Annotated in this window: 21 protein-coding genes; 3 read left to right on the top strand and 18 right to left on the bottom strand. The window is 38.0% G+C overall.

What is annotated here, in order from left to right; all coding sequences use genetic code 11:
- Positions 1–474: 474 nt before the first annotated feature.
- The 10 genes from trxB to hprK all read right to left on the bottom strand — a co-directional run bounded on the left by trxB (position 475) and on the right by hprK (position 11068).
- Positions 475–1407 carry a thioredoxin-disulfide reductase gene (gene trxB, locus ACFQ19_RS19695; protein ID WP_379594513.1) on the bottom strand — a complete coding sequence of 311 codons (933 nt, stop codon included), beginning with the start codon at positions 1405–1407 and terminating at the stop codon, positions 475–477.
- An 83-nt stretch (positions 1408–1490) separates the two neighbouring features.
- Complete coding sequence (locus ACFQ19_RS19690) at positions 1491–2492, bottom strand: tetratricopeptide repeat protein (protein ID WP_379594511.1); 1002 nt, start codon at positions 2490–2492, stop codon at positions 1491–1493.
- Between the two features lie 174 nt (positions 2493–2666).
- Complete coding sequence (locus tag ACFQ19_RS19685; protein ID WP_379594509.1) at positions 2667–4328, bottom strand: glycerol-3-phosphate dehydrogenase/oxidase; 1662 nt, start codon at positions 4326–4328, stop codon at positions 2667–2669.
- A gap of 341 nt (positions 4329–4669) precedes the next feature.
- Positions 4670–5278, bottom strand: coding sequence for a dihydroxyacetone kinase subunit DhaL (gene dhaL, locus ACFQ19_RS19680; protein ID WP_379594508.1), 609 nt, complete (start codon positions 5276–5278; stop codon positions 4670–4672).
- A 27-nt stretch (positions 5279–5305) separates the two neighbouring features.
- Positions 5306–6298, bottom strand: coding sequence for a dihydroxyacetone kinase subunit DhaK (gene dhaK, locus ACFQ19_RS19675; RefSeq protein WP_379594506.1), 993 nt, complete (start codon positions 6296–6298; stop codon positions 5306–5308).
- A 696-nt stretch (positions 6299–6994) separates the two neighbouring features.
- Positions 6995–7543, bottom strand: a complete 549-nt coding sequence (locus tag ACFQ19_RS19670; RefSeq protein WP_379594504.1) for a glycerol-3-phosphate responsive antiterminator — start codon at positions 7541–7543, stop codon at positions 6995–6997.
- A gap of 14 nt (positions 7544–7557) precedes the next feature.
- Positions 7558–8079, bottom strand: coding sequence for an acyltransferase (locus tag ACFQ19_RS19665; protein ID WP_379594502.1), 522 nt, complete (start codon positions 8077–8079; stop codon positions 7558–7560).
- A 165-nt stretch (positions 8080–8244) separates the two neighbouring features.
- A complete protein-coding gene (locus ACFQ19_RS19660; protein ID WP_379594500.1) occupies positions 8245–9192 on the bottom strand; it encodes a nucleoside recognition domain-containing protein in 948 nt (315 codons plus the stop codon).
- A 34-nt stretch (positions 9193–9226) separates the two neighbouring features.
- A complete protein-coding gene (lgt, locus tag ACFQ19_RS19655) occupies positions 9227–10111 on the bottom strand; it encodes a prolipoprotein diacylglyceryl transferase (protein ID WP_379594515.1) in 885 nt (294 codons plus the stop codon).
- A gap of 15 nt (positions 10112–10126) precedes the next feature.
- A complete protein-coding gene (gene hprK, locus ACFQ19_RS19650) occupies positions 10127–11068 on the bottom strand; it encodes an HPr(Ser) kinase/phosphatase (RefSeq protein ID WP_379594498.1) in 942 nt (313 codons plus the stop codon).
- 427 nt (positions 11069–11495) lie between these two features.
- On the opposite strand from hprK, the gene ACFQ19_RS19645 reads away from it, so the two are divergent.
- Both ACFQ19_RS19645 and ACFQ19_RS19640 read left to right on the top strand, forming a co-directional pair.
- A complete protein-coding gene (locus ACFQ19_RS19645) occupies positions 11496–12287 on the top strand; it encodes a hypothetical protein (protein ID WP_379594496.1) in 792 nt (263 codons plus the stop codon).
- A gap of 481 nt (positions 12288–12768) precedes the next feature.
- The gene (locus ACFQ19_RS19640; protein ID WP_379594494.1) at positions 12769–13635 is read left to right on the top strand and encodes a CPBP family intramembrane glutamic endopeptidase; all 867 of its coding nucleotides are present in this window, start codon (positions 12769–12771) and stop codon (positions 13633–13635) included.
- 229 nt (positions 13636–13864) lie between these two features.
- Here ACFQ19_RS19640 and ACFQ19_RS19635 read toward each other — a convergent pair whose 3' ends face one another.
- Complete coding sequence (locus tag ACFQ19_RS19635; RefSeq protein ID WP_379594492.1) at positions 13865–14467, bottom strand: hypothetical protein; 603 nt, start codon at positions 14465–14467, stop codon at positions 13865–13867.
- A gap of 89 nt (positions 14468–14556) precedes the next feature.
- The gene (locus ACFQ19_RS19630; protein WP_379594491.1) at positions 14557–15174 is read right to left on the bottom strand and encodes a LysE/ArgO family amino acid transporter; all 618 of its coding nucleotides are present in this window, start codon (positions 15172–15174) and stop codon (positions 14557–14559) included.
- 246 nt (positions 15175–15420) lie between these two features.
- Between ACFQ19_RS19630 and ACFQ19_RS19625 the strand changes: the two genes are divergently transcribed.
- Complete coding sequence (locus ACFQ19_RS19625; RefSeq protein ID WP_379594489.1) at positions 15421–16830, top strand: aminotransferase-like domain-containing protein; 1410 nt, start codon at positions 15421–15423, stop codon at positions 16828–16830.
- A 247-nt stretch (positions 16831–17077) separates the two neighbouring features.
- On the opposite strand, the gene ACFQ19_RS19620 is transcribed toward ACFQ19_RS19625, so the two are convergent.
- The 6 genes from ACFQ19_RS19620 to ACFQ19_RS19595 all read right to left on the bottom strand — a co-directional run bounded on the left by ACFQ19_RS19620 (position 17078) and on the right by ACFQ19_RS19595 (position 19773).
- The gene (locus ACFQ19_RS19620) at positions 17078–17203 is read right to left on the bottom strand and encodes a hypothetical protein (RefSeq protein WP_379594487.1); all 126 of its coding nucleotides are present in this window, start codon (positions 17201–17203) and stop codon (positions 17078–17080) included.
- A gap of 74 nt (positions 17204–17277) precedes the next feature.
- Entirely contained in the window at positions 17278–17838 is a 561-nt protein-coding gene (locus ACFQ19_RS19615; RefSeq protein ID WP_379594485.1) for a GNAT family N-acetyltransferase, read from the bottom strand.
- On the bottom strand, positions 17816–17971 hold the full coding sequence (locus tag ACFQ19_RS19610; protein ID WP_379594483.1) for a hypothetical protein: 156 nt from the start codon (positions 17969–17971) through the stop codon (positions 17816–17818). Before ACFQ19_RS19610 ends, ACFQ19_RS19615 begins: the two co-directional genes overlap by 23 nt.
- Before the next feature lie 163 nt (positions 17972–18134).
- Positions 18135–18680 carry a hypothetical protein gene (locus tag ACFQ19_RS19605; RefSeq protein ID WP_379594481.1) on the bottom strand — a complete coding sequence of 182 codons (546 nt, stop codon included), beginning with the start codon at positions 18678–18680 and terminating at the stop codon, positions 18135–18137.
- 189 nt (positions 18681–18869) lie between these two features.
- Positions 18870–19277: a YrvL family regulatory protein gene (locus ACFQ19_RS19600; RefSeq protein WP_379594479.1), complete on the bottom strand. Its 408-nt coding sequence runs from the start codon at positions 19275–19277 to the stop codon at positions 18870–18872.
- Between the two features lie 64 nt (positions 19278–19341).
- Positions 19342–19773 carry a PH domain-containing protein gene (locus ACFQ19_RS19595; RefSeq protein ID WP_379594477.1) on the bottom strand — a complete coding sequence of 144 codons (432 nt, stop codon included), beginning with the start codon at positions 19771–19773 and terminating at the stop codon, positions 19342–19344.
- Between the last annotated feature and the right edge of the window lie 142 nt (positions 19774–19915).

Below are 19915 nucleotides of genomic sequence, written 5' to 3'. Positions count from 1 at the left end.
GTTGTCTAGTTTTTGACGCTTGTAGCTGGACGAGGGATCAGCACCATCTGAAGATCCACTTTTGCCAAGTGCACTTCTTGGCAAAAGTTAGCTGAAGAGCGTGCCCCTAGGAAAGCAAAACGGTCCGCCGCAGCGGTCATGTTAACCTGACAACATTGGGATAACCCCCCTCTCCCTTATACTTATGTAAGGAAAGTACCATGTATCTCCGTTTTGCCAATCTATTTAAAAATAAAAAAATGGACAGGTGTATCACCTGTCCTAAAACTAATCTATCTATTAAAAGGGGGTCAATTAGTTAATTCTATCATACCTTTTTTGTGTTTCATGCGTATTACAGCAAGGTTAAGATGCAATTACCAAAGATTAATTTTTTTATACAAATCACATCTATAGACAGAACCACTATGCCAATTCGACAAATCCCAATAACTTTCGAACCAGTTACCTCCTAAAAAACGACAATTATACCAATTAATCTTCTAATGTTTCTACATATTTTATAGCTGTTTCAGCTGCGATACTTCCATCTCCTGTAGCTGTCACAATTTGTCTGAGATCTTTTGCACGGATATCTCCAGCTGCAAAAATCCCTGGAATTTTTGTTTCCATATTTTCAGATGTCAGGATATATCCTTCATCATCTGTAATGCCCAAGTCAGTAAATGGATCATTCAAAGGAAGCATACCGATATAAACAAACACACCGCTTGCCGGAAAATCATATACTTCATCTGTTTTAACATTTTTTAAAGAGATGCTGCTGACTTTTCCTTCTGGACCGTTAATTTTTTCTGGTATCGTATCCCAGATAAATTCAATTTGGTCATTATTAAAAGCGCGGTCCTGAAGGATACGTTGTGCACGAAGTTCATCACGGCGGTGAACAATGGTTACTTTGCTTGCAAAACGGGTTAAATAAACGCCTTCTTCGACAGCAGAGTCGCCACCTCCGACAACAAGCAGTTCTTTATTTTTAAAGAAAGCACCATCACAAACCGCACAATAAGAAACACCGCGTCCGCCGAGCTCTTCTTCTCCCGGGATACCGAGTTTTTTATATTGCGCTCCGGTTGCAATAATGAAAGCTTTTGTATGATATACCTTCTTTCCAGCATAGATGGTTTTATAATTGCCATGGTCTTCAATGGATTTAATATCACCATAAGCATATTCTGCACCAAATTTTTTAGCATGATCGAACATTTTATTCGACAAATCCGGACCTAAAATATGGTCAAATCCCGGATAGTTTTCCACGTCCTCTGTATTTGCCACTTGACCGCCTGGTATACCGCGCTCAAGCATCAGGGTATCTAAATTTGCACGGGAAGCATAGACAGCTGCTGTCATACCAGCTGGGCCGGCCCCGGCAATAATCACATCATATATTTTCTCTTCGGACATTCCGTATCGCCCCTTTATCCTTATAATATTCTAATTCCAACGTATAGTGTAATGAAATGAAGGCACAACGTCTATCTTTTTGCTCATTTTTTTAATGCCCAGGGTCCTTCTTCTTCTGACAGCTTCGGATGCCGCTTTAAGCCTTCTTCCCACAAACGCAATGCCTTGCTGGGATTCCCTGTTTTATAGGCTGTTACACTAAACCATTTATAATAAGATGCTCTGCGTTTAGCCTGCTCTAAAGAAACATTTTGATACCGTTCATATGCTAACGTATAATTAGCCGTTCTCGCAAAAACTTCCGCAATTCGCAGCTTCTGCTCCTCAAGCATCGGGTAAATATTGTTGATGATTTGAATATGCTTTTCATATGCAGGATCCTCTGTTTCATAATAAAACAACGCCAAATTTAAATGGCTGTGTAAATTATTGGGTTCTTCTTCCAGCATATCCTCTTCAATATGCATCGCCTCTTCTTTTTTACCTGTATAAAATAGAGCCTGTGCATAATCGTGAACTGCCAGCTTTTGTTCGGGAAAATGTTCCATAATTTCTTCAATGACCGGAATCGCTGTTTCCCATTCTTCATTTTCCATATGGTGAAAAGCCGTTTCCTGCAAAATAATCAGTTCATCTTCATCTTCCAGAGCAAAGTTTTCCTCTTCTTCATCTTCCATTTTGATAAAGTCGAGCAATTGAGCAGCATCATTACTGAAATCTCCTTCTGGCTTTTTATCTAAATACATTTGCGCATACTTTTTAGCATCTTGAAGCAATCCAAGATGCGCATAGTTATTCGCAGCTAAATAATAACAATCCACATACTCCCCTGTCTGCAGAACTTCTGTCAGCAGCTGATTGGCTTGGTGGTAAGCACCGATTTCTGTATAAACGACAGACAATTGACATTTATATAAAGGAGTAGAAGGTTGAGCTTCGATAGCCTTTTGTATCCATTTAATCGCAATGTCAAACTTTCTTTTCTTGAATGCTTCGACACCCTTTGTATAATAAAAGTCGCCTTCAGGAATGAATGGGGTTACGTTATTATTTGTTTTTGTTTTATTCTTCTTCCCTTTTAACATACATCTCCCCCGTTCTTAAAGACAAGTCGGAAAAAGTATATCATAAAATATAGCAGATTCCTACGTTTGTTGTTTATTTATATAGCGAAACCTTGAGCACGCATGGACAACAAAAAATAAGACGCATGACAAAAGGGTTTTGCACATGCATCTTATTTTCGTTTTTATTCTTTTTTATTTATCCGGATGAGTAGCTTCATATAATAATTGTTCCAGCTCTTTTCTGTAAGCTGCCGCTTCATCTTTGGTCCAGCCAAGTTCTTTTTCCATAAATGGAAGTACTGTGTCCATATGCGTTTCTACCCATGGACGGTTAAAGAACAATGCGCCGGAACGACGAATAAAGAAGTCAACTGCTTTATACGCCATTTCTTCATTGATTGCGTATAATACTTGTGCAAATACAGCCGGTTCAATATTTTCTTTTTTCGCAGCTTCTTTATTTTCTTTATAAAGTGTGAAGACTTTTTCTACATTGGAACCATAACGCTGGGTAAGCTCAGCTGCTTCGTCTTCGGTTAAACCAAGACGGATTCCTTCTTTCACTTTTTCTTCTTTAAATTTCTTGAATCCTTTGGATCCGCCGACTTCCCCGCCGGAAATAGGCAGATGCTTCGTTTGGCTTTCTGTATATAGGATACCTTCTTCTTCTTTCAACTGCTGGGCTACTGTATTAACAACCTGTTCGCCCATTTTACGGTACCCTGTTAATTTTCCGCCGGCCATAGAAAGCAATCCGGAATCCGATTGGAAAACTTCATCTTTACGAGAAATTTCACCCGGATTGTCTGTCCCTTCTTCCTCAATTAAAGGACGTAAACCGGCCCAGCTTGATTCTACTTTGCTTGCATCGATACCAACAGAAGGGAACATGTAATTAATGGCATGTAAGATATAATCCCGGTCTTTCTCTGTCATCGTCGGATGGGCAATATCCCCTTTATAATCCGTATCCGTTGTACCGACGTACGTTTTGCCGCCACGCGGAATAGCAAATACCATTCGGCCGTCCGGAGTATCAAAATACACAGCCTGTTTAAGCGGAAATACGGATTCATCAAATACAAGGTGAACCCCTTTGGTTAAATGCAGTGTTTTTCCTTTTTTCGAACCATCCAGTTCACGGACATCATCTACCCAAGGGCCGCCGGCATTAATGATTTTTTTCGCATAAATTTTATGCTGTTCTCTTGTGATTTGGTTTTCTGCAATCACACCGACTACTTTTCCGTCTTCGTAGATAAATTCAACTGCTTTTGTATAGTTCACTGCTTTTACGTCATGTTCAACAGCTTTCTTCAGTACTTCCATAGTTAAACGCGCATCATCTGTTTTATACTCCACATAAAAGCCGCCGCCTCGCAGCTCATCTCTTCTGACAAGTGGTTCGCGTTTTAATACTTCAGCCGGTTTTAACATTTTACGACGTTCTGATTTTTTAACACCTGCCAAAAAGTCATAGACACGCAAACCGATATTTGACGTCAATGGTCCTAAGTTACTGCCTTTATGGAACGGTAAAAGCATCCACTCCGGCGTGGTAACATGCGGACCATTTTCATAAACAACCGCACGCTCTTTCCCAACTTCCGCAACCATTTTTACTTCAAATTGCTGCAAATAACGCAAACCGCCATGAACTAATTTCGTGGAACGGCTGGACGTACCGGCTGCAAAATCCTGCATTTCAATTAGACCTGTGCGCAACCCTCTTGTAGCAGCATCTAATGAAATACCAGCACCGGTAATACCGCCGCCAATTACCAACAAATCAAGCTGTTCACTTTCCAGCGTTTCCAGTATTTCTTTGCGTTGTTTACCTGAAAATTCACTCATAAACTCCACTCCTATAATGATCTATAGTTTCTTATTCCCTATTTAAAGACGGTTATGCATCTGAAAGCATTCGAAAAGTTGATTACCTGAGCAACCTTTGTTTTAGTTTACAACTGTACATATCCCAGATAAATAAAAAAAGACCACAAGAATACCAGTATTAAAAATACCAGCAGTCCCGCGGCCTCTCCATCATTTCTCCGTCCGTTTCTATTAACTTCATTTTATATGCTAACACATCTTCTACATGTTGTATAGCTTTTTGATTAATAACCAGACTTTTTATTCGTATCATTCCATATGCTGAAGTAAAAACAGGCAGGAATGCACGTACGTCAGGGCTATGCCAACACTTCTGCCAATGCTTTAAATAGATAGTAGCTGGAAGCAGACCCCGGATCGATATGACCGACCGATTTTTCCTTCAAATAAGAAGCTCTGCCTTTCGTGGCTTCCATCTGTTTTGTAGATTCCATCGCTTCTTTTGCCACTGCTTCTAAATTTTCTGCGCTGATTTCATCTTGTTCTTTCCACCATGAAGCAAGCGGTTCCCATACATCGACCATTGTTTTTTCTCCAGCAGTGGATTTCCCCCGCTGTTGAATACCTTGAGCTGCAGCTTCCAGCCCTGCTGCCATCACATCTTGATCAACGGTGTCATTTCCTTTTACAGCCGTCGACATTTTCAGAAATGCTGTACCGTATAATGGGCCGGATGCGCCGCCTACTTTGGACATCAAAGTCATCGCAACATCCTTTAGTAAGGCGGAAACTTCATCGTATGAGGCGCTCTCCACTTTGTTTTCAACTTCCTGAAAGCCTCTGGACATATTAATTCCATGGTCGCTGTCTCCAATCGCCTGGTCCAGCTCGGTTAAATAGGCTTTATTATCTTGTATATATTGGTTAGTTTTGTGCATCCAATCCTGCGCTTTTTGTATGGTTAACATGGTAACATCTCCTTTTTGATCGTCCTCTTATACCCGGAAGGCAACAGCCTCACTAGCTTCTGCTAACAGCTGTTTTATTTCTGTATCCACTTTTAATAATGTAATGGAGAAACCAGCCATTTCCAGAGACGTCATAAACTCACCGACATACGTATCATGAATCGAAATGTTTTTTTCATTAAGCAGGTCATTAACATGTCCATTCACAATAAATAATTCCATTTCCGGCGTGGAGCCCATTCCATTAATCATGACGACAACTTCATCGCCTGCTGATAAGCCGGAATCCTCGAGGATATGATTTGTTAATTCTTCCGCAATTTCCTGTGCTGAAGCAATCTTCTTCCGCTCCGTACCTGCTTCGCCATGGATACCGATACCTATTTCCATTTCATCTTCCTCCAAATGGAAGCTCGGCTTGCCTGCGTCAGGAACGATACAAGGAGAAAGCGCCATTCCCATGGAACGGACCTGTGTGATCGTCTTCTCTGCAGATGCTTTCACCTCATCCAGGGAAGCACCTTGTTCCGCTTTTGCTCCAGCGGTTTTATGCACGAATACTGTCCCGGCAACTCCACGGCGGCCAATGGTATTATCGCTGTCCTTTACAGCAATATCATCACTAACCACTACCTGCTCTACACGGATACCTTCTGCTTCCGCTAATTCCCCGGCCATTTCAAAATTCAATACATCACCGGTGTAATTTTTGACAACCAGTAAGACCCCATTTCCCTGATCCACAGCTTTAATGGCTTCAAAAATCTGATCTGGTGTCGGAGAGGTGAAAACTTCCCCGACAACTGCTGCGTCCAGCATTCCTTTGCCGACATAGCCGGCATGAGCTGGTTCGTGTCCGCTGCCGCCTCCGCTGACAATTCCTACTTTTCCTGGTGACAGCTCTTTACGGCGAATAACATTTGTACCTTCTATTCGCTGCCATTGCGCTTCATTTGCCAGCGCCATTCCTTTTACCATATCTTCAATGACATTGTTTGGCTGATTGATTACTTTCTTCATTTCTACCCCTCCAGATGTTAATGAATTGAATCAATTGCGCTTAACTATATTAAAAAACCAAATTGATTCTTTCCGTTCACGCAGACTGTATCTTTGAACTTTATGCAACTTGCCGATATTTTGACCAGACAAGAGTCGGGAAAAACATTAACAGTTATCTCACACCGTTTATATTTTCTTCCTGCAATCAGGTCTTATTATGTTATTGACATTTTAGAAAAAGATAAAACCTGTGCCAAACTATCAGACAGAAAAAGATCATATAACTTCTATCAGCTAGGGACGTACTGCCTTCTGCGGATATATATCCTATGTCCATAGGAATTGACGGAGCACCTTTCATTTCCCGAGTCGGATATGTTGTATGGTTTTATTATAACTCAACTTTCGCACCTTAAAAAGTAGCTTCATTTCCAGAGAAACAGAAGTTGATCATTCCTTTGTTAATTCCCTTGATAAAGAACAGAAAGTAAGGTGTCAAGCTATCGCTGATATGCTACCGCTGCGGCGGACCGTTTTGCTTGGCCGGAGCGGCGCTATGCACAATCACCAATTCCAAAATGGCAGGATATTTAACCAAAAGCAAGCATGATAAATGAAGACACAAAAAAACACAGACAGAATCTTTTACTCCATGTAAAAGATTTGCTTGTGTTTCATAAATTAAACGGATAGGCAGTGATACCACACCTTCCGTTATTCTTTATTCCAAAGCTTCCGGCTAGAAGTAGAGACAGCCACGGCTCCGGCATCCAGTGCGCTGGCGACGTCTTCCTCTTCTTTGATTAATCCCCCGGCAATCACGGGAACTTCGATTTCATCTGCGATCTCTTTAACTACTTCCGGAAGCAGCCCGGGTAAAATTTCAACATAATCCGGCTCAAATCGTTGAATCAATTTCACACTTTGTTCCAAGGCAGCACTATCTAATACAAATACACGCTGGATCGCTAGCAGATGATGCTTTTTAGCAGCTGCAATCACATTCCCGCGCGTTGTTAAAATACCGTCTGGTTTCATTTCCCGGTACAGAAATTCTATACCATACTCGTCTGCTTTTAGTCCTTGAATCAAATCAAAATGGACCAATACTTTCTTATTGGCACGATGACTATAGTCAATCATACTCTTCAGCTGAACTAACCTGGACTCTAAAATAATAATGTATTCATGATGGCTTGCTAACGCCTTTTCAAAATCCTTCATGCGCCGCACCGCTGGCAACACGCCGGCAGATAATTGCATACGTTCTTCCTCCCTTAATCCGCATCCGGCAATTTTCTTGATTCCATCTCTTCTTTTGTATAAATAATCCGCATCGGATTTCCACCGGCAAAAGCTCCGGCAGGTACATCTTTATGAACCAGCGTCGCAGCGGACACAATGGCTCCGTCTCCGATGTGCACGCCCGGTAATATGGTAGAGTTAGCGCCAATCATTACTTCATCGCCGATATGCACTTCCCCGAGACGATATTCTGTTATTAAATATTCATGTGCTAAAATCGTTGTATTATAACCGATAATGCTATTATTCCCAACTTTTATTTTCTCCGGAAACATCGAATCAGGCATCGCCATTAAAGCAAATGACGTACGGTCCCCTACCTGCATACGCAACAGATGCCGGTACATCCAATTTTTCATCTTTAAAAAAGGGGTGTAACGCGCAATCTGAATCACCGCAAAATTCTTCACGATTTTCAAAAAGGGCACCGTACTATACATTTGCCATAGCGAATTTGCTTTCGGATGGACTTTATACCTTTCTGTTCTCCGCATGACGTTCACCTGCCACTGTTAGTAGATCCCGCATTGTGTTCAAATAATAAGTCGGCTGATACGCTTTTAAAAAAGGTCCCCGTGAAATGCATATCAAAGGTATCCAATGGATTCGTGAAAGAAGCGTGTATCAGCTCGCTGGTATGGATGAATGTACCGTCTAAATCAAACAGAATGGTACGAATGTTCATGAGGCATTTTCCTTTCTTCTTTCTTCCAAAAATAAGCGATGGTTACCGTTAAAATAATCGCTACCGTTAACCGTATCACTAATAAAGGCCAGACCGGAATTCCCAGCGGAATAAAAACAAGCGTATCTTCCACAACTGCATGACAAGATACAAGAAAGATTAAAGCTAAATACATATCCTTTTTCGGTACATTATCTTCTTTCACGGCCTGCATCATTAAGCCGGCTCCATAAGCAAGGCCAATTGTCAGCCCTGCAACCATTGTCATTGAAGCACGTTTATCCATGCCGAGCAGCTTCATCAAAGGAGCCATTTTTTCAGATATTGCATGCATCCATCCCAATTCTCGCATCAACTGCATGATAATCATTAACGGAATAACAATACAAGCTAACTGCACAATCGCTATCACAGCAGACTGAGCGCCATGCAGTCCAATTTCCCACCAATTATTTAACACCACATCATCGCCGGAAATAAACCCGTATTGCGCAAGCTCTCCGCCGCCGTTCCAGAATAAATTGATAACAAGTCCGGAAAATACAGCAAGTCCGACGCGGATTCCGACAATAATCCACCATTTGACGCCTACCCTTGTCGCTACAGCGGATTCGATAAAAAGGTTATGGGAAAAGGACAGCATCACTGCCATAATAAATACTTCTTTGACTGTAAAATCAAAGGAAATAATCGCTGCAATGCCGGCATATAAATTTAAACTATTACCTAGAACAAGCGGAACAGCAGCTTCAGCTGACAAACCGAATAATCCCATAAGCGGTGCTATGATATTCATAAACCAGGGAAAAACCGGGGTGAATTGTAATATCGTTATGATTAATGTAATCGGAAAAATAACTTTCCCCAGGGACAATGTGGTCTTGAATCCCTGCATTAATCCTCTGTAAAGCATCCCTCGCATCTTCTTCCCTCATTTCAGCTTCAAAACAAACCTTTTATTTCTTTTTCTTCTTTTTATTTTTGTTCTTATTTTTCGTCCCCTGCTTGGCCGGTTTCTTTTTACCGGGTGTATCCAAATAACGGACCTTCGATGTCTTTATCAGATACAGCATGATTATAATTCCCGCTACAATAGTTAAGATAGATACCACCTGTGCGGTTCTCAGCTCTCCAATAATATATAGACTGTCTGTCCGCAATCCTTCTATATAGAAACGGCCGATCGAATAGGTAATGGCATATGTTAAGAAAATCATGCCGCGTTTCGGATTGGTTCTGCGGAAAAGCAGCAGTCCGAAAAAGATAAGAAAATTCCAGACAGATTCATATAAAAACGTTGGATGATACATCACACCGTCAATGACCATCTGGTTCATTATAAAATCCGGCAAATACTGATGAAAGCTTTCATAGGCCGCTTCCGAAATCGGCCCGCCATGCGCTTCCTGATTGACAAAATTTCCCCAGCGGCCAATCGCCTGCCCCAGTATTAAACTCGGTGCAATGACATCAGCCAGCCGCCAAAAAGAGATTTTCTTGACTTTTGTAAAAACAATGGCTGTAAGGACCCCGCCGATAACTGCTCCGTGGATAGCAATGCCGCCTTCCCAGACAGCTATAATTCTCCAAAGAGGACCATTCGCATATTGTTCAAATTCAAAAATGACATAATATATTCTCGCTGAAATAATCGCAATTGGCACAGCAAATAGAATGAAATCCATAATGGTTTCTTTACCAAGACCGACTCTTTCTGCTTCTCTTGTCGCTAAATAAACGGCTAATGCGGCCCCAACAGCGATGATAATACCGTACCAGTAGATTGTTAAAGGTCCAAGCTCTAAAAACACACGATCAATAGGAGCTCCTGTCCCAATCATCAATATCCCTACCTCCTATTGTGGTGATTCCAAATCACCTTGTTCAATCATTTTGGTTAAACGGTCCGAGAATTCTTCTGCCGTATTAACCCCCATACGTTTCAAACGGAAATTCATAGCTGCCACTTCAATAATAACAGCAAGGTTTCTTCCCGGTCTGACCGGAATCGTTGCTTGCGGCAAATGAACATCCATAATCTTCATGGTTTCTTCATCTAAACCTAAACGGTCATACTGTTTATTCTCATCCCAAATTTCCAATTGAATAACCATGGAAATCTTTTTTTTACTGCGGATGGAGCTTGCTCCAAACAATGTCATCACGTTGATAATGCCCAATCCCCGTATTTCCAGTAAATGCTCAATCAGCGCTGGTGCATTGCCAACCAGATTTTCATAATCTTCTTGCCGAATTTCTACGTTATCATCCGCAACCAGGCGATGTCCGCGTTTGACCAGTTCGAGCGCTGTCTCGCTTTTTCCGACACCGCTCTGCCCGATAATCAAGACACCGACACCATAAATATCGACTAAAACACCATGTATCGCTGTAAATGGTGCAAATTTTGATTCTAAGTAATTGGTTAAACGGCTTAAAACCCGTGTTGTTGTCCGTGGTGATTGGATAATCGGCACACCAGAATTCTTAGAGGCTTCAATGAATTCTTCCGGTACATCCATCCCGCGGGAAATAATAATTCCCGGCGTTACATCCGTACATAGATTTTCAGCACGCTGCTGTCTTTCTTCCGCATTCAAGCCCAGAAAATAAGCTAATTCTGTCTTTCCGATCAATTGCAGACGTTCTCTTGGATAATAATCAAAAAATCCCGTCATTTCTAAACCTGGACGTGAAATATCACTGGTTATAATTTCGCGGCGAACACCTTCTTCCCCTGCTACCAGTTGTAAATGAAACCTGTCCAATAAATCTTGTGTACAGACGGTTGAAACCATGATGAAGCTCCTTTCTTTATCAAAGCTAACTGTTATACATTTTAGCATAATCCTTTTAAAAAGCGTAGGGTTGAAGTTTCTTAAAGCTTCATTAATTGCTGTTCCTTTTTATCATGTACCTGACCATTTTCTTATAATGGTTTTTGGGCTCCATTTTTTCTTTGGCGTATCCTACATTCTTTCAAACTTATTGAGCTTTCATACGGAAAAGCATTTGTTATTTTGAAGAAATCTGCGCCCTATTTCGTAAATAAAGGACAGTTGACCGGAAGCTTAATGATACTTCGGTTAATAAGGAAAAGCCTCACTTCTAGTTTAAATGTATACATCAAGGGAAATGGTTAAATAAACGTATCTATGAGAATGGTATGAATGAATCTGAAAGTAACAGAAAATTAAAAACACGAACTAAGGGAGGTTCGTATGTATGTTTCAATCCTTATTTATATTTGTGGTTATTGGCATTTTAAACATCATTGAAACCGTACACTATGTCCAAAACGGGGAAACGTTTTTTGGTAATCCGTTAGGCGTTATTTGGTTGTTGTGGGGAGTTGCTACCATTTCTTTAATCGCCTTTTATTTTTTGAGAAAGAAACAGCAAGAGAGGTTTTGGAAAATCTCACAAGAATCATTTGATATGGACAGAGAACTTGATACAGCAGAAGGCGAATATTTTTATCAAATGCCGATTACTAAGCTTTTTGATAAAATGCCTATTATGATAAAAGGCGATCATGATTTTACATTTCAATTGTATTTTAAAAACCTGTGGTATAAATTTCTTACTCTTTTTCAAGTTCTTCCGGCATCATCAGGAATTACAGTCACTTCAAATCAGAATACAGTGAAAGTAATTCCAGATAAAATATTTCGCCCCAAATTTTATTATGATGTGTATTGGAATGAAACTTTTTACGGAAGGCTGCGGTCGAAAGGATTTTTTAAAGAAGGCGGGAGTAAAAAGTACTTGAATTTTATATTTACTACGAGTGAGGAGGAGACACTCACGATACAAAGCGATTATTTTAGTATGGAAACCAAGATACAAGATACAGAAGAAAAAGAACTCCTTACTGCAAAACGTACCTACTTTGATTTAGCCAAAGATGAAAAAACAAATAGAAGAGGCGAACAGCATCATATTCAGGTAGCTGAATCGAAGCTGCCAACTGAAATATTGTTATCTCTGTATGTTCAAGTTATGGGGGTGCGGTAAAAGGTTTCTAGGAAATAAATATTTACCTTTCTTAATCACACAGAATGAATCACTCCACTTGTAAAAGCTTCTTTTTATAATATATCCCTGTAAAGAAGCATTCGCAGCGTAGGTATTCCTGTTGCGGAAGTTTTTATGTATATATCTCAAAATCATTCGATTGGCTCCATCCCCTTTTCACGCTGACATCAAGTGGCATTTACAATAAATCACCTATTATCAGAACCCTTTCTGCTGGTTATTTGGTTATCCTTTTAACCGTATCCGAAATGGGTTCTTTTTTTTTATGTATTTTATTACTTGGCAAAGGATATTACGATTTTTTAGTTTTGTGAATAATTCAAGTAAAAGGATTATTTTTCTGTACATTATAGTTGAAAAATATATAGCATTTGTTATTATATATAGTGTGCATATACACTATATATAATAACACTCAAATAAAATTTTTCGTAATCTAATAGGATTGGAGGAATATATATTGAAAAATAAATACATATTCTTACTCGGAGGATGGGCAACAGCCACTGTAGGATTATTTTTAGCTACAGTGGCAGGAACAATTGCTGAAGAACAGTTTTTAATTACTGAAAACGCTCGTCAAATTATCCAAGCAGCTGTTATGAGTGCTATCGTCGTTCCAATTATTTTGCGCTTATATACGAAACTTCACAAGCAGACAGGGCCAATTCAAAAACCAGCCTATTCTATCAAAAGGAGTCATCACTTTTTCACTGGTTTCTTTTTTGTCACTGGATTAGCGTTCGCGGGATTATTCTTAGCAAGTACATTGGGCTGGTTGGAAATTGAACAATGGCATGCGCCGAGCAGCTGGTTCTATCCTTTTGTTTTGAATATGATGATAGCATTTTTCTTTGAAGCACTCCCGGAAGAGTTAGCTTTACGAGGACTCGTTTTTGATACATTAAGAGAACGTTTTGCTACTTGGGTATCTGTTATTATGCAAACACTGATCTTTATGGCAGTCGCCTTAGGTGCTAACATCCTGCAAACATTGGTTGGAATAGGCAGCTTGAGTATTACAATCATTTCTAATTTGGTGCTCTTCTTTATTTTCGGGATTGCTTTAGCTTTGATTCGTGTATACACCGGAAGTTTATGGGCATCCATTGGCTTTCATTTAGGATACCTGGAAATGACTCGATTTCTCGTCACACCTACCGAATATGGAGCGCAGCCCATTGTCAGCTTCGAGGAAAATCTCCCATATGGAAGTAACATATTTTTTATCATTGGTGTGATGCTATTTGGAGCGATTATTATATTACTTTTTTTACTTTCGATAAGAAAATGGATGGCAAAAAGAAATAATACCCTTCCTTTATAAAACTTTAGGAAAATATGAATTTATGATCGTTGTAATCTTTGAAAATAAAGAGCCACATGACACATTCATTCTCAAAAGAATAAGTAATGTGGCTTTTTGCAAACTTACATTTTAATCGTCAATATATCTTTGATAAACCTTTTCCCCTTTGCGATGGACAAATGCCATATCCTATATGTAACTTCTACGGCTATTAATCGCATATACACACTATTTTTTTAACCAGCGTTTACTTACTAAATGCAGCCTTAAGTAAATAGACAACATCATATTGTTCCAGCTCATGCATATGGCCTGCAGCATCTTCATAAAAATCTGTTGTAAGCGAACGGATACCATTTTCATCAGAAGAATAAGAAATATTGGCTACTACTACTTCGCCATTGTCTAAAGCTGCTTGTTCCGGAATACTTCCCCACACACTCGCCATGCCCTCTGAGTCGTTCAAATCTGTATCCGGTACATCGATTGAAGTCAAGTTCCCCTCAGTGCCAACGCCAATATGAAAACTATTATTGTTTTCATTAACATCTTCTGAAAGTGTAAAAACAATGGATCCGCTTTGCTTAACCTCTGTTGTCAGATGAGCTAATCGATCATCCACCAACTTACCTGCTTCATATTTTTCAATCCAGACAGATACTTCCTTATATGCATCATCTATATTGAAATCAAATACAAATGATTTATCTGAAGCAGTGGAAAGTATAGCGTCTTCTCTTTCTGTTAATTCACTGACAGAAAGGGTATTTGCATCCGATTCAGTTTGGCTGCAGGCAGCTAAAGCTGGTACAGAAAATCCGATTAGTAATATCCTAAAAAATCGTTTCATTTTTATCCCCTTTTTTAACCGGTATTTTGAGCTTTTTTTCTTATCAATGGTATGGGATACTTATCTTATTGCAGATACCACTTTCCTCCTCAAAAAATTAACGTCATGATATTCTTCATTATAACCAAACTCACTATCATAACAATAATACTCGAAACTTTATTTAATATGATGATATACTTCCCCGTTCTATCGATAGCCCCGATTAATTTCCCCAGTATCGCAAGGAAAATAAACCATAACCATGACACAATAATCGTAGAAATGCTAAATAAGAATTTGTCTGTTCCAGAATAAACGGCAGCGCTGGTACCAATCACTCCGATCGTATCCATAATGGCATGTGGATTAAACAAGGAAACGGATAACGCAAATCCAATTTGTTTCTTTGCGCTCATCGATTCATACTTTTTTAAGCTTGCGGGTTTTTCATTCCACAAAGACCAAGCCATATAGATTAAGAAAATAAGGCCAATCGTATAAATGAAAATTTGCAGCACAGGCAGCGACATTAATATCAACGAAACACCCAGGATTGCTAAAACAATTAGAAATGTGTCACATAGACCAGCTGTTATAACTACTGGAAGCGCGCCAATTAATTTTTTATGATTCGCCCCTTGGTTAAATATGAAGACATTTTGAGCACCCAAAGGTAATATTAGCCCTAGCGCGAGTATAAAACCATGAACGATAGGTTGTATCATTATTCGCCCTCCATCCGAACAATATTTCAAATTACCAACCAGAAGAGACACTATACAATACGGGTATCATAAGGACGCTTTTGGTTTAAATTTTCTCCCTCTTCTTTTTATACCCTTTAAATATATAGCTTCTTTGAATTCCACCCTCCATAAAAATCCTACCTTCCATATGTATGTTATACTAAGTTTCAAATAAAAGAACCTGCCAGATTTAAAATAAAAAACCAACCAGAAGGGATTAATCAGATGAGCGGATTCAAATACAAAGAAATCGTTGATGATATTATTCATAAGATAGCTGAAGGTGAATTGAAACCTGGAGAAAAATTAGCATCCCAAAGAGAAATTGCACAATATTATCATGTCAACAGATCAACGGTAGTTCAATCTCTGGATATTCTCAAAAGCTACGGCGTATTAGACACCATAGAGAAAAAAGGTGTATTTGTATCTCAAAATAAATGGAATACATACATAACAAGTAATATTCGCTGGCAGGATTATATCGGAAAAAGTTTGTCTAAAAACAATCAGTACTATATTCAAAAGATTAATGAATTGGAGTTTGATGACAACATCATACGATTGGGGACCGGGGAATTAGCACCTGATTTAATCCCCAACCATTTATTCAAAGAAATTTTAAGGCAGGATGAAGATGAAAAATTAACGACAAACTATGAAGAGCCAAAAGGAAAGTTAGAACTACGATTAGAAATTGTTAACTATATGAAAAAAAGAGGTGTAGCATGTGATATAAATAATATTTGTGTCACTTCTGGCGCTTTGCAAGGTTTAAAATTGATTGCCGACGGATTACTTGTACCACAATCAAAAATTATTATTGAAACACCATCCTATATCCATTCCGTCCGCACATGGCATAACATTAGAGCCAGAATGACTCCGTTAACCATTGACTATATCAGAAGCAACATAAATCATTTATTTAAAGCGGGAAGTGACTATAAAAACAGTATTTTTTACTGTATACCATCGTTACATAACCCGACGCAGAACACCTATACCAACATGGAAAAACAGAAAATCATAAATCAATGTCAAAAAAATGGCATCCCTATCGTGGAAGATGATATTTATGCTGATTTATGGTTTGGTCCCGAACAGCCTATGCCGATGAAAGCATTAAAAAACAGTGATAATGTCTTGTATTTAGGCAGTCTGTCTAAAACCGTAAGCCCGGGTTTACGAATTGGCTGGATCGTAGCAGATAAAAATGTCATCCGACACCTGGCAGACTTAAAAATGCAAAATGATTATGGTGCGAGTTCCATATCGCAGCATATTGCCGCAAAGTGGCTGCGCGACTATCATGATGCCCATATCCATAACTTAAAAAAGAAGTTAATGAATAAAAGGGATCTATTTCTAAAGGCTTTAACAACCTATTTATCGGATTACGGAGAATGGGATAAACCGGATGGCTCTTTTTATATTTGGTTTAAGCTGCGTGTTTCGCTGGATGTAAAAACACTTTTTAATGAAGCGATCAAAGAAAATATTTTGATCCAGCCTGGTGAAATTTATGATAGCAGCGCCTCCGATTATATTCGGTTTTCTTATTCTTATATTCATGAAAATCGGATTGAGGAAAGTGTCAGGAGATTGAAAGGGGTTATGGAAAGAATGAGGTAAGAGGTTAGTTCCTTCATTTATACATGAAGGGAAAATGGTTAGTTTACCTGTTGGCAGCTGTTTGTTATTTATTGTTGCTAATCATTCCCGAAAAATTATGGCGTAATTATATACTAAGTATACGAGAGGTGATTAAAACACAAGCGAGAAATAATGGTCAGTATACAATTATTTCTCGCTTGTAAAATATTTAAATATAAAAAAACAGCCAAAAACCTTATATACTAAGATTCATGACTGTCTGCTTTTACTTGCATCTTTTATTTTTTTCAGCTTCTGCTAATTTTTTTGCTTTATTATCTATAGCTTTTTCAATAAATCTTTTTGCATCTTCGCCTTTAGCGATTGGGGTTTCTCTTTTAGATATTTTCATAAAATTCACCTCTGTAAATCCTATGAAAAGTTAACTATTTTAGAACAATAATTTCATACCTTAATTTTAATACTCTAATTATCTTCAAGGAATCTATCAACCAATTCAGGATCATACAAATCCATCACCATATAAACAAGACCTTCATTATTTTTCATAGACGCTTCTTCTTTTATAAAAGGTTCAAACCCTATTTTTTCATACCAATCTAAATTCTCATAAAGCGCGTCCAAAGAGATGAATCTTTCATTCACTGTTCTAGCTATTCTAGTTATATTATGGATTATTTGCCTGCCTATTCCTTTGTGTTGAAAGTCATTAGTTACAGCCAGTCTTGCAACTTCAATACAGTAAAAATTATTAACTAATTCTATATCATCAATATCAATATCTAATCCTTCTGTATCTAATTTTAATTTTGTCCTTTTTAACGTAAAATAACCAACTAAGACGTTTTGTAAATATACTAGGTTCGTACTAGCCTTTAAATCGATGGTAGTATAATAAGCATCTTGTTGTAAAAATCTTTCTATACTTGAATTCCCACATTTAAAAGATTTTATAGCTTCAAAATCATCTATATTAATTGTTTTAAATATTAAGTCAAATTTATCAAGTTCTGTTATTGGATACAATTTTTTTACCTCTGCTATCACCGTCAGCTCGTCGTCTTTTATGCATTAATTCACTATTTTTTTTTACTTTTTCTAAAAAACGGCGAGCATCCTTCCCTTTAGCTGTTGGAGCATTTCGCATTTTAACCGCCATTTTGATTCACTCCTTTTCTTAATTATATCAAGAGCAATTCTCCATTGCAATAAAGGGATTTTTCTGTTGTCAATAACACTTAAAACCGAATATGCTGCATTTTATTACTTTTTATTGTCATTTAAACTTTTTAATAGTGGTTCGATCATTTTTCAATCAGCATTTACTTACTAAATTCAGCCTTAAGTAAATAGACAACGTCATATTGTTCCAGCTCATTCATATGATCCGCAGCGTCTTCGTAAAAATCTGTGGTAAGTGAATGCATTCCATTTTCATCATCAGAATAAGAAATATTTGCTAATACGACTTCACCATTGTCTAAAGCCACTTTTTCCGGAATACTCCCCCATTCACTCAACATATTCTCTATGTCATTTGATTTTTCATCCGGTACATGTGCCGAAGTTAAGTTCTCCTCAGTACTAACTCCAATGTTAAAGATATTATTGGCGTCATTAACATCTTCGGAAAGTGTGAAAATAATGGAGCCGCTTCGCTCTGCCTCTGTTGTGATATATCCCAATCTATTATCGACCAGATTACCTGCTTCATATTTTTCAATCCATACAGCTGCTTCTTTATATTCATCATCTACATTAAAATCAAATACAAATGATTTATCTGAAGCAGTTGAAAGTATAGCATCTTCCCTCTCTGTTAATTCACAACAGTAATCGTATTTGCATCCCCGCCAATTTGGCTGCAAGCTACTAAAACTAATGTAGATAATCCGATTAGTAATAGCATAAATATTCTTTTCATTACTTCTCTCCTTTGTATTGGGAAATATATTATTCTTCAACATTTTTTGGGAAGGTTTATTAAAGATATATGTCCTCAACGTTTTAATAAGTACCTATAGAGCTTCCACTTTACTTATACAAAATTCCTAAGTCTATGAAATATTTTTATCTTGAAACACTAATTCAAAGAAGGTTAATATAAGGGAAAAAATAAACTTTGTCTCCAAAGAAAGATTAAGACTGCTCATAAACGCATCTACGGTCATAATAACAATCCAGTTTGTTGCAAATCCAAAAAGAAATTCGATGACCATTGGTTTTATTTTTCCCGATAGTATTTCAACGGTTAATTTAGCTATGGCTCCCGTAAATACATCAACCACTAATCCCAGGATAAAAACACTCATGACAAAAATAATTAATGACCAAATGGATTGATATTGAACACCAAGTATTACAAAAATTCCGGTTATGCCAAAGAAGTAAATTGCCGCTATAATTCCCATTAAAAATATAATTAATAGTGTCATCCCAATTATATTTTTCGTCTTTTCTTTCATAAGTCGATGTACCTTTCCACTTCCACTAATTATCTCGAATGTTAAATTTACTTTAAATGTTATCTCAATTTACCTGTGTATCCGTTTTATTAACTTTGATTTTAGGATTTATTTTGATTATTTCATGAATGAAACGTTTTGAATTTCTGGGAGATATTATTATTGTATCATATTGGTTGTAATTAATTTCTATTCTATCAAGGGATAAAGCCGGCGCTGCAATTGGATTTTTGGTAAAACGTATGGTATGGATTTCATCAATAAAAACCTTTTTCTTCTTTAAGAAGCCAGAACGCACTTCAAGAATTCTCCTTGCAATCACATATTTTGTATTAAACCACATATCTCCCACAAATAATATAAAAACCAGCGAAATGATTGTTAAAATCATACTAAATTCTATAAAGATTGATTGAATAATTATGTAGAAAAAAGGTATCATTGCTATCCATATTATCCCGCCAAGCCACCAATCTTTTTTCGATGAAAATACCATTTTTACTCCTCCCTCGTGCCACGCGGCTGAAGTAAATACCCCACATTAAATTTGTAAGGTTTTAGCTTCCTTCGTCCAACGGAATGGTTTAGCCAAATGTTCATTGTAGTAACTGATAAATTGTTTTATCTTTTGTTGCAGT

The sequence above is a fragment of the Oceanobacillus locisalsi genome (genome assembly GCF_042675985.1).
GTDB lineage: Bacteria > Bacillota > Bacilli > Bacillales > Amphibacillaceae > Oceanobacillus > Oceanobacillus locisalsi.
Note: the sequence above shows the minus strand (reverse complement) of the source record. Positions and strands in the feature narration are given on the sequence as shown.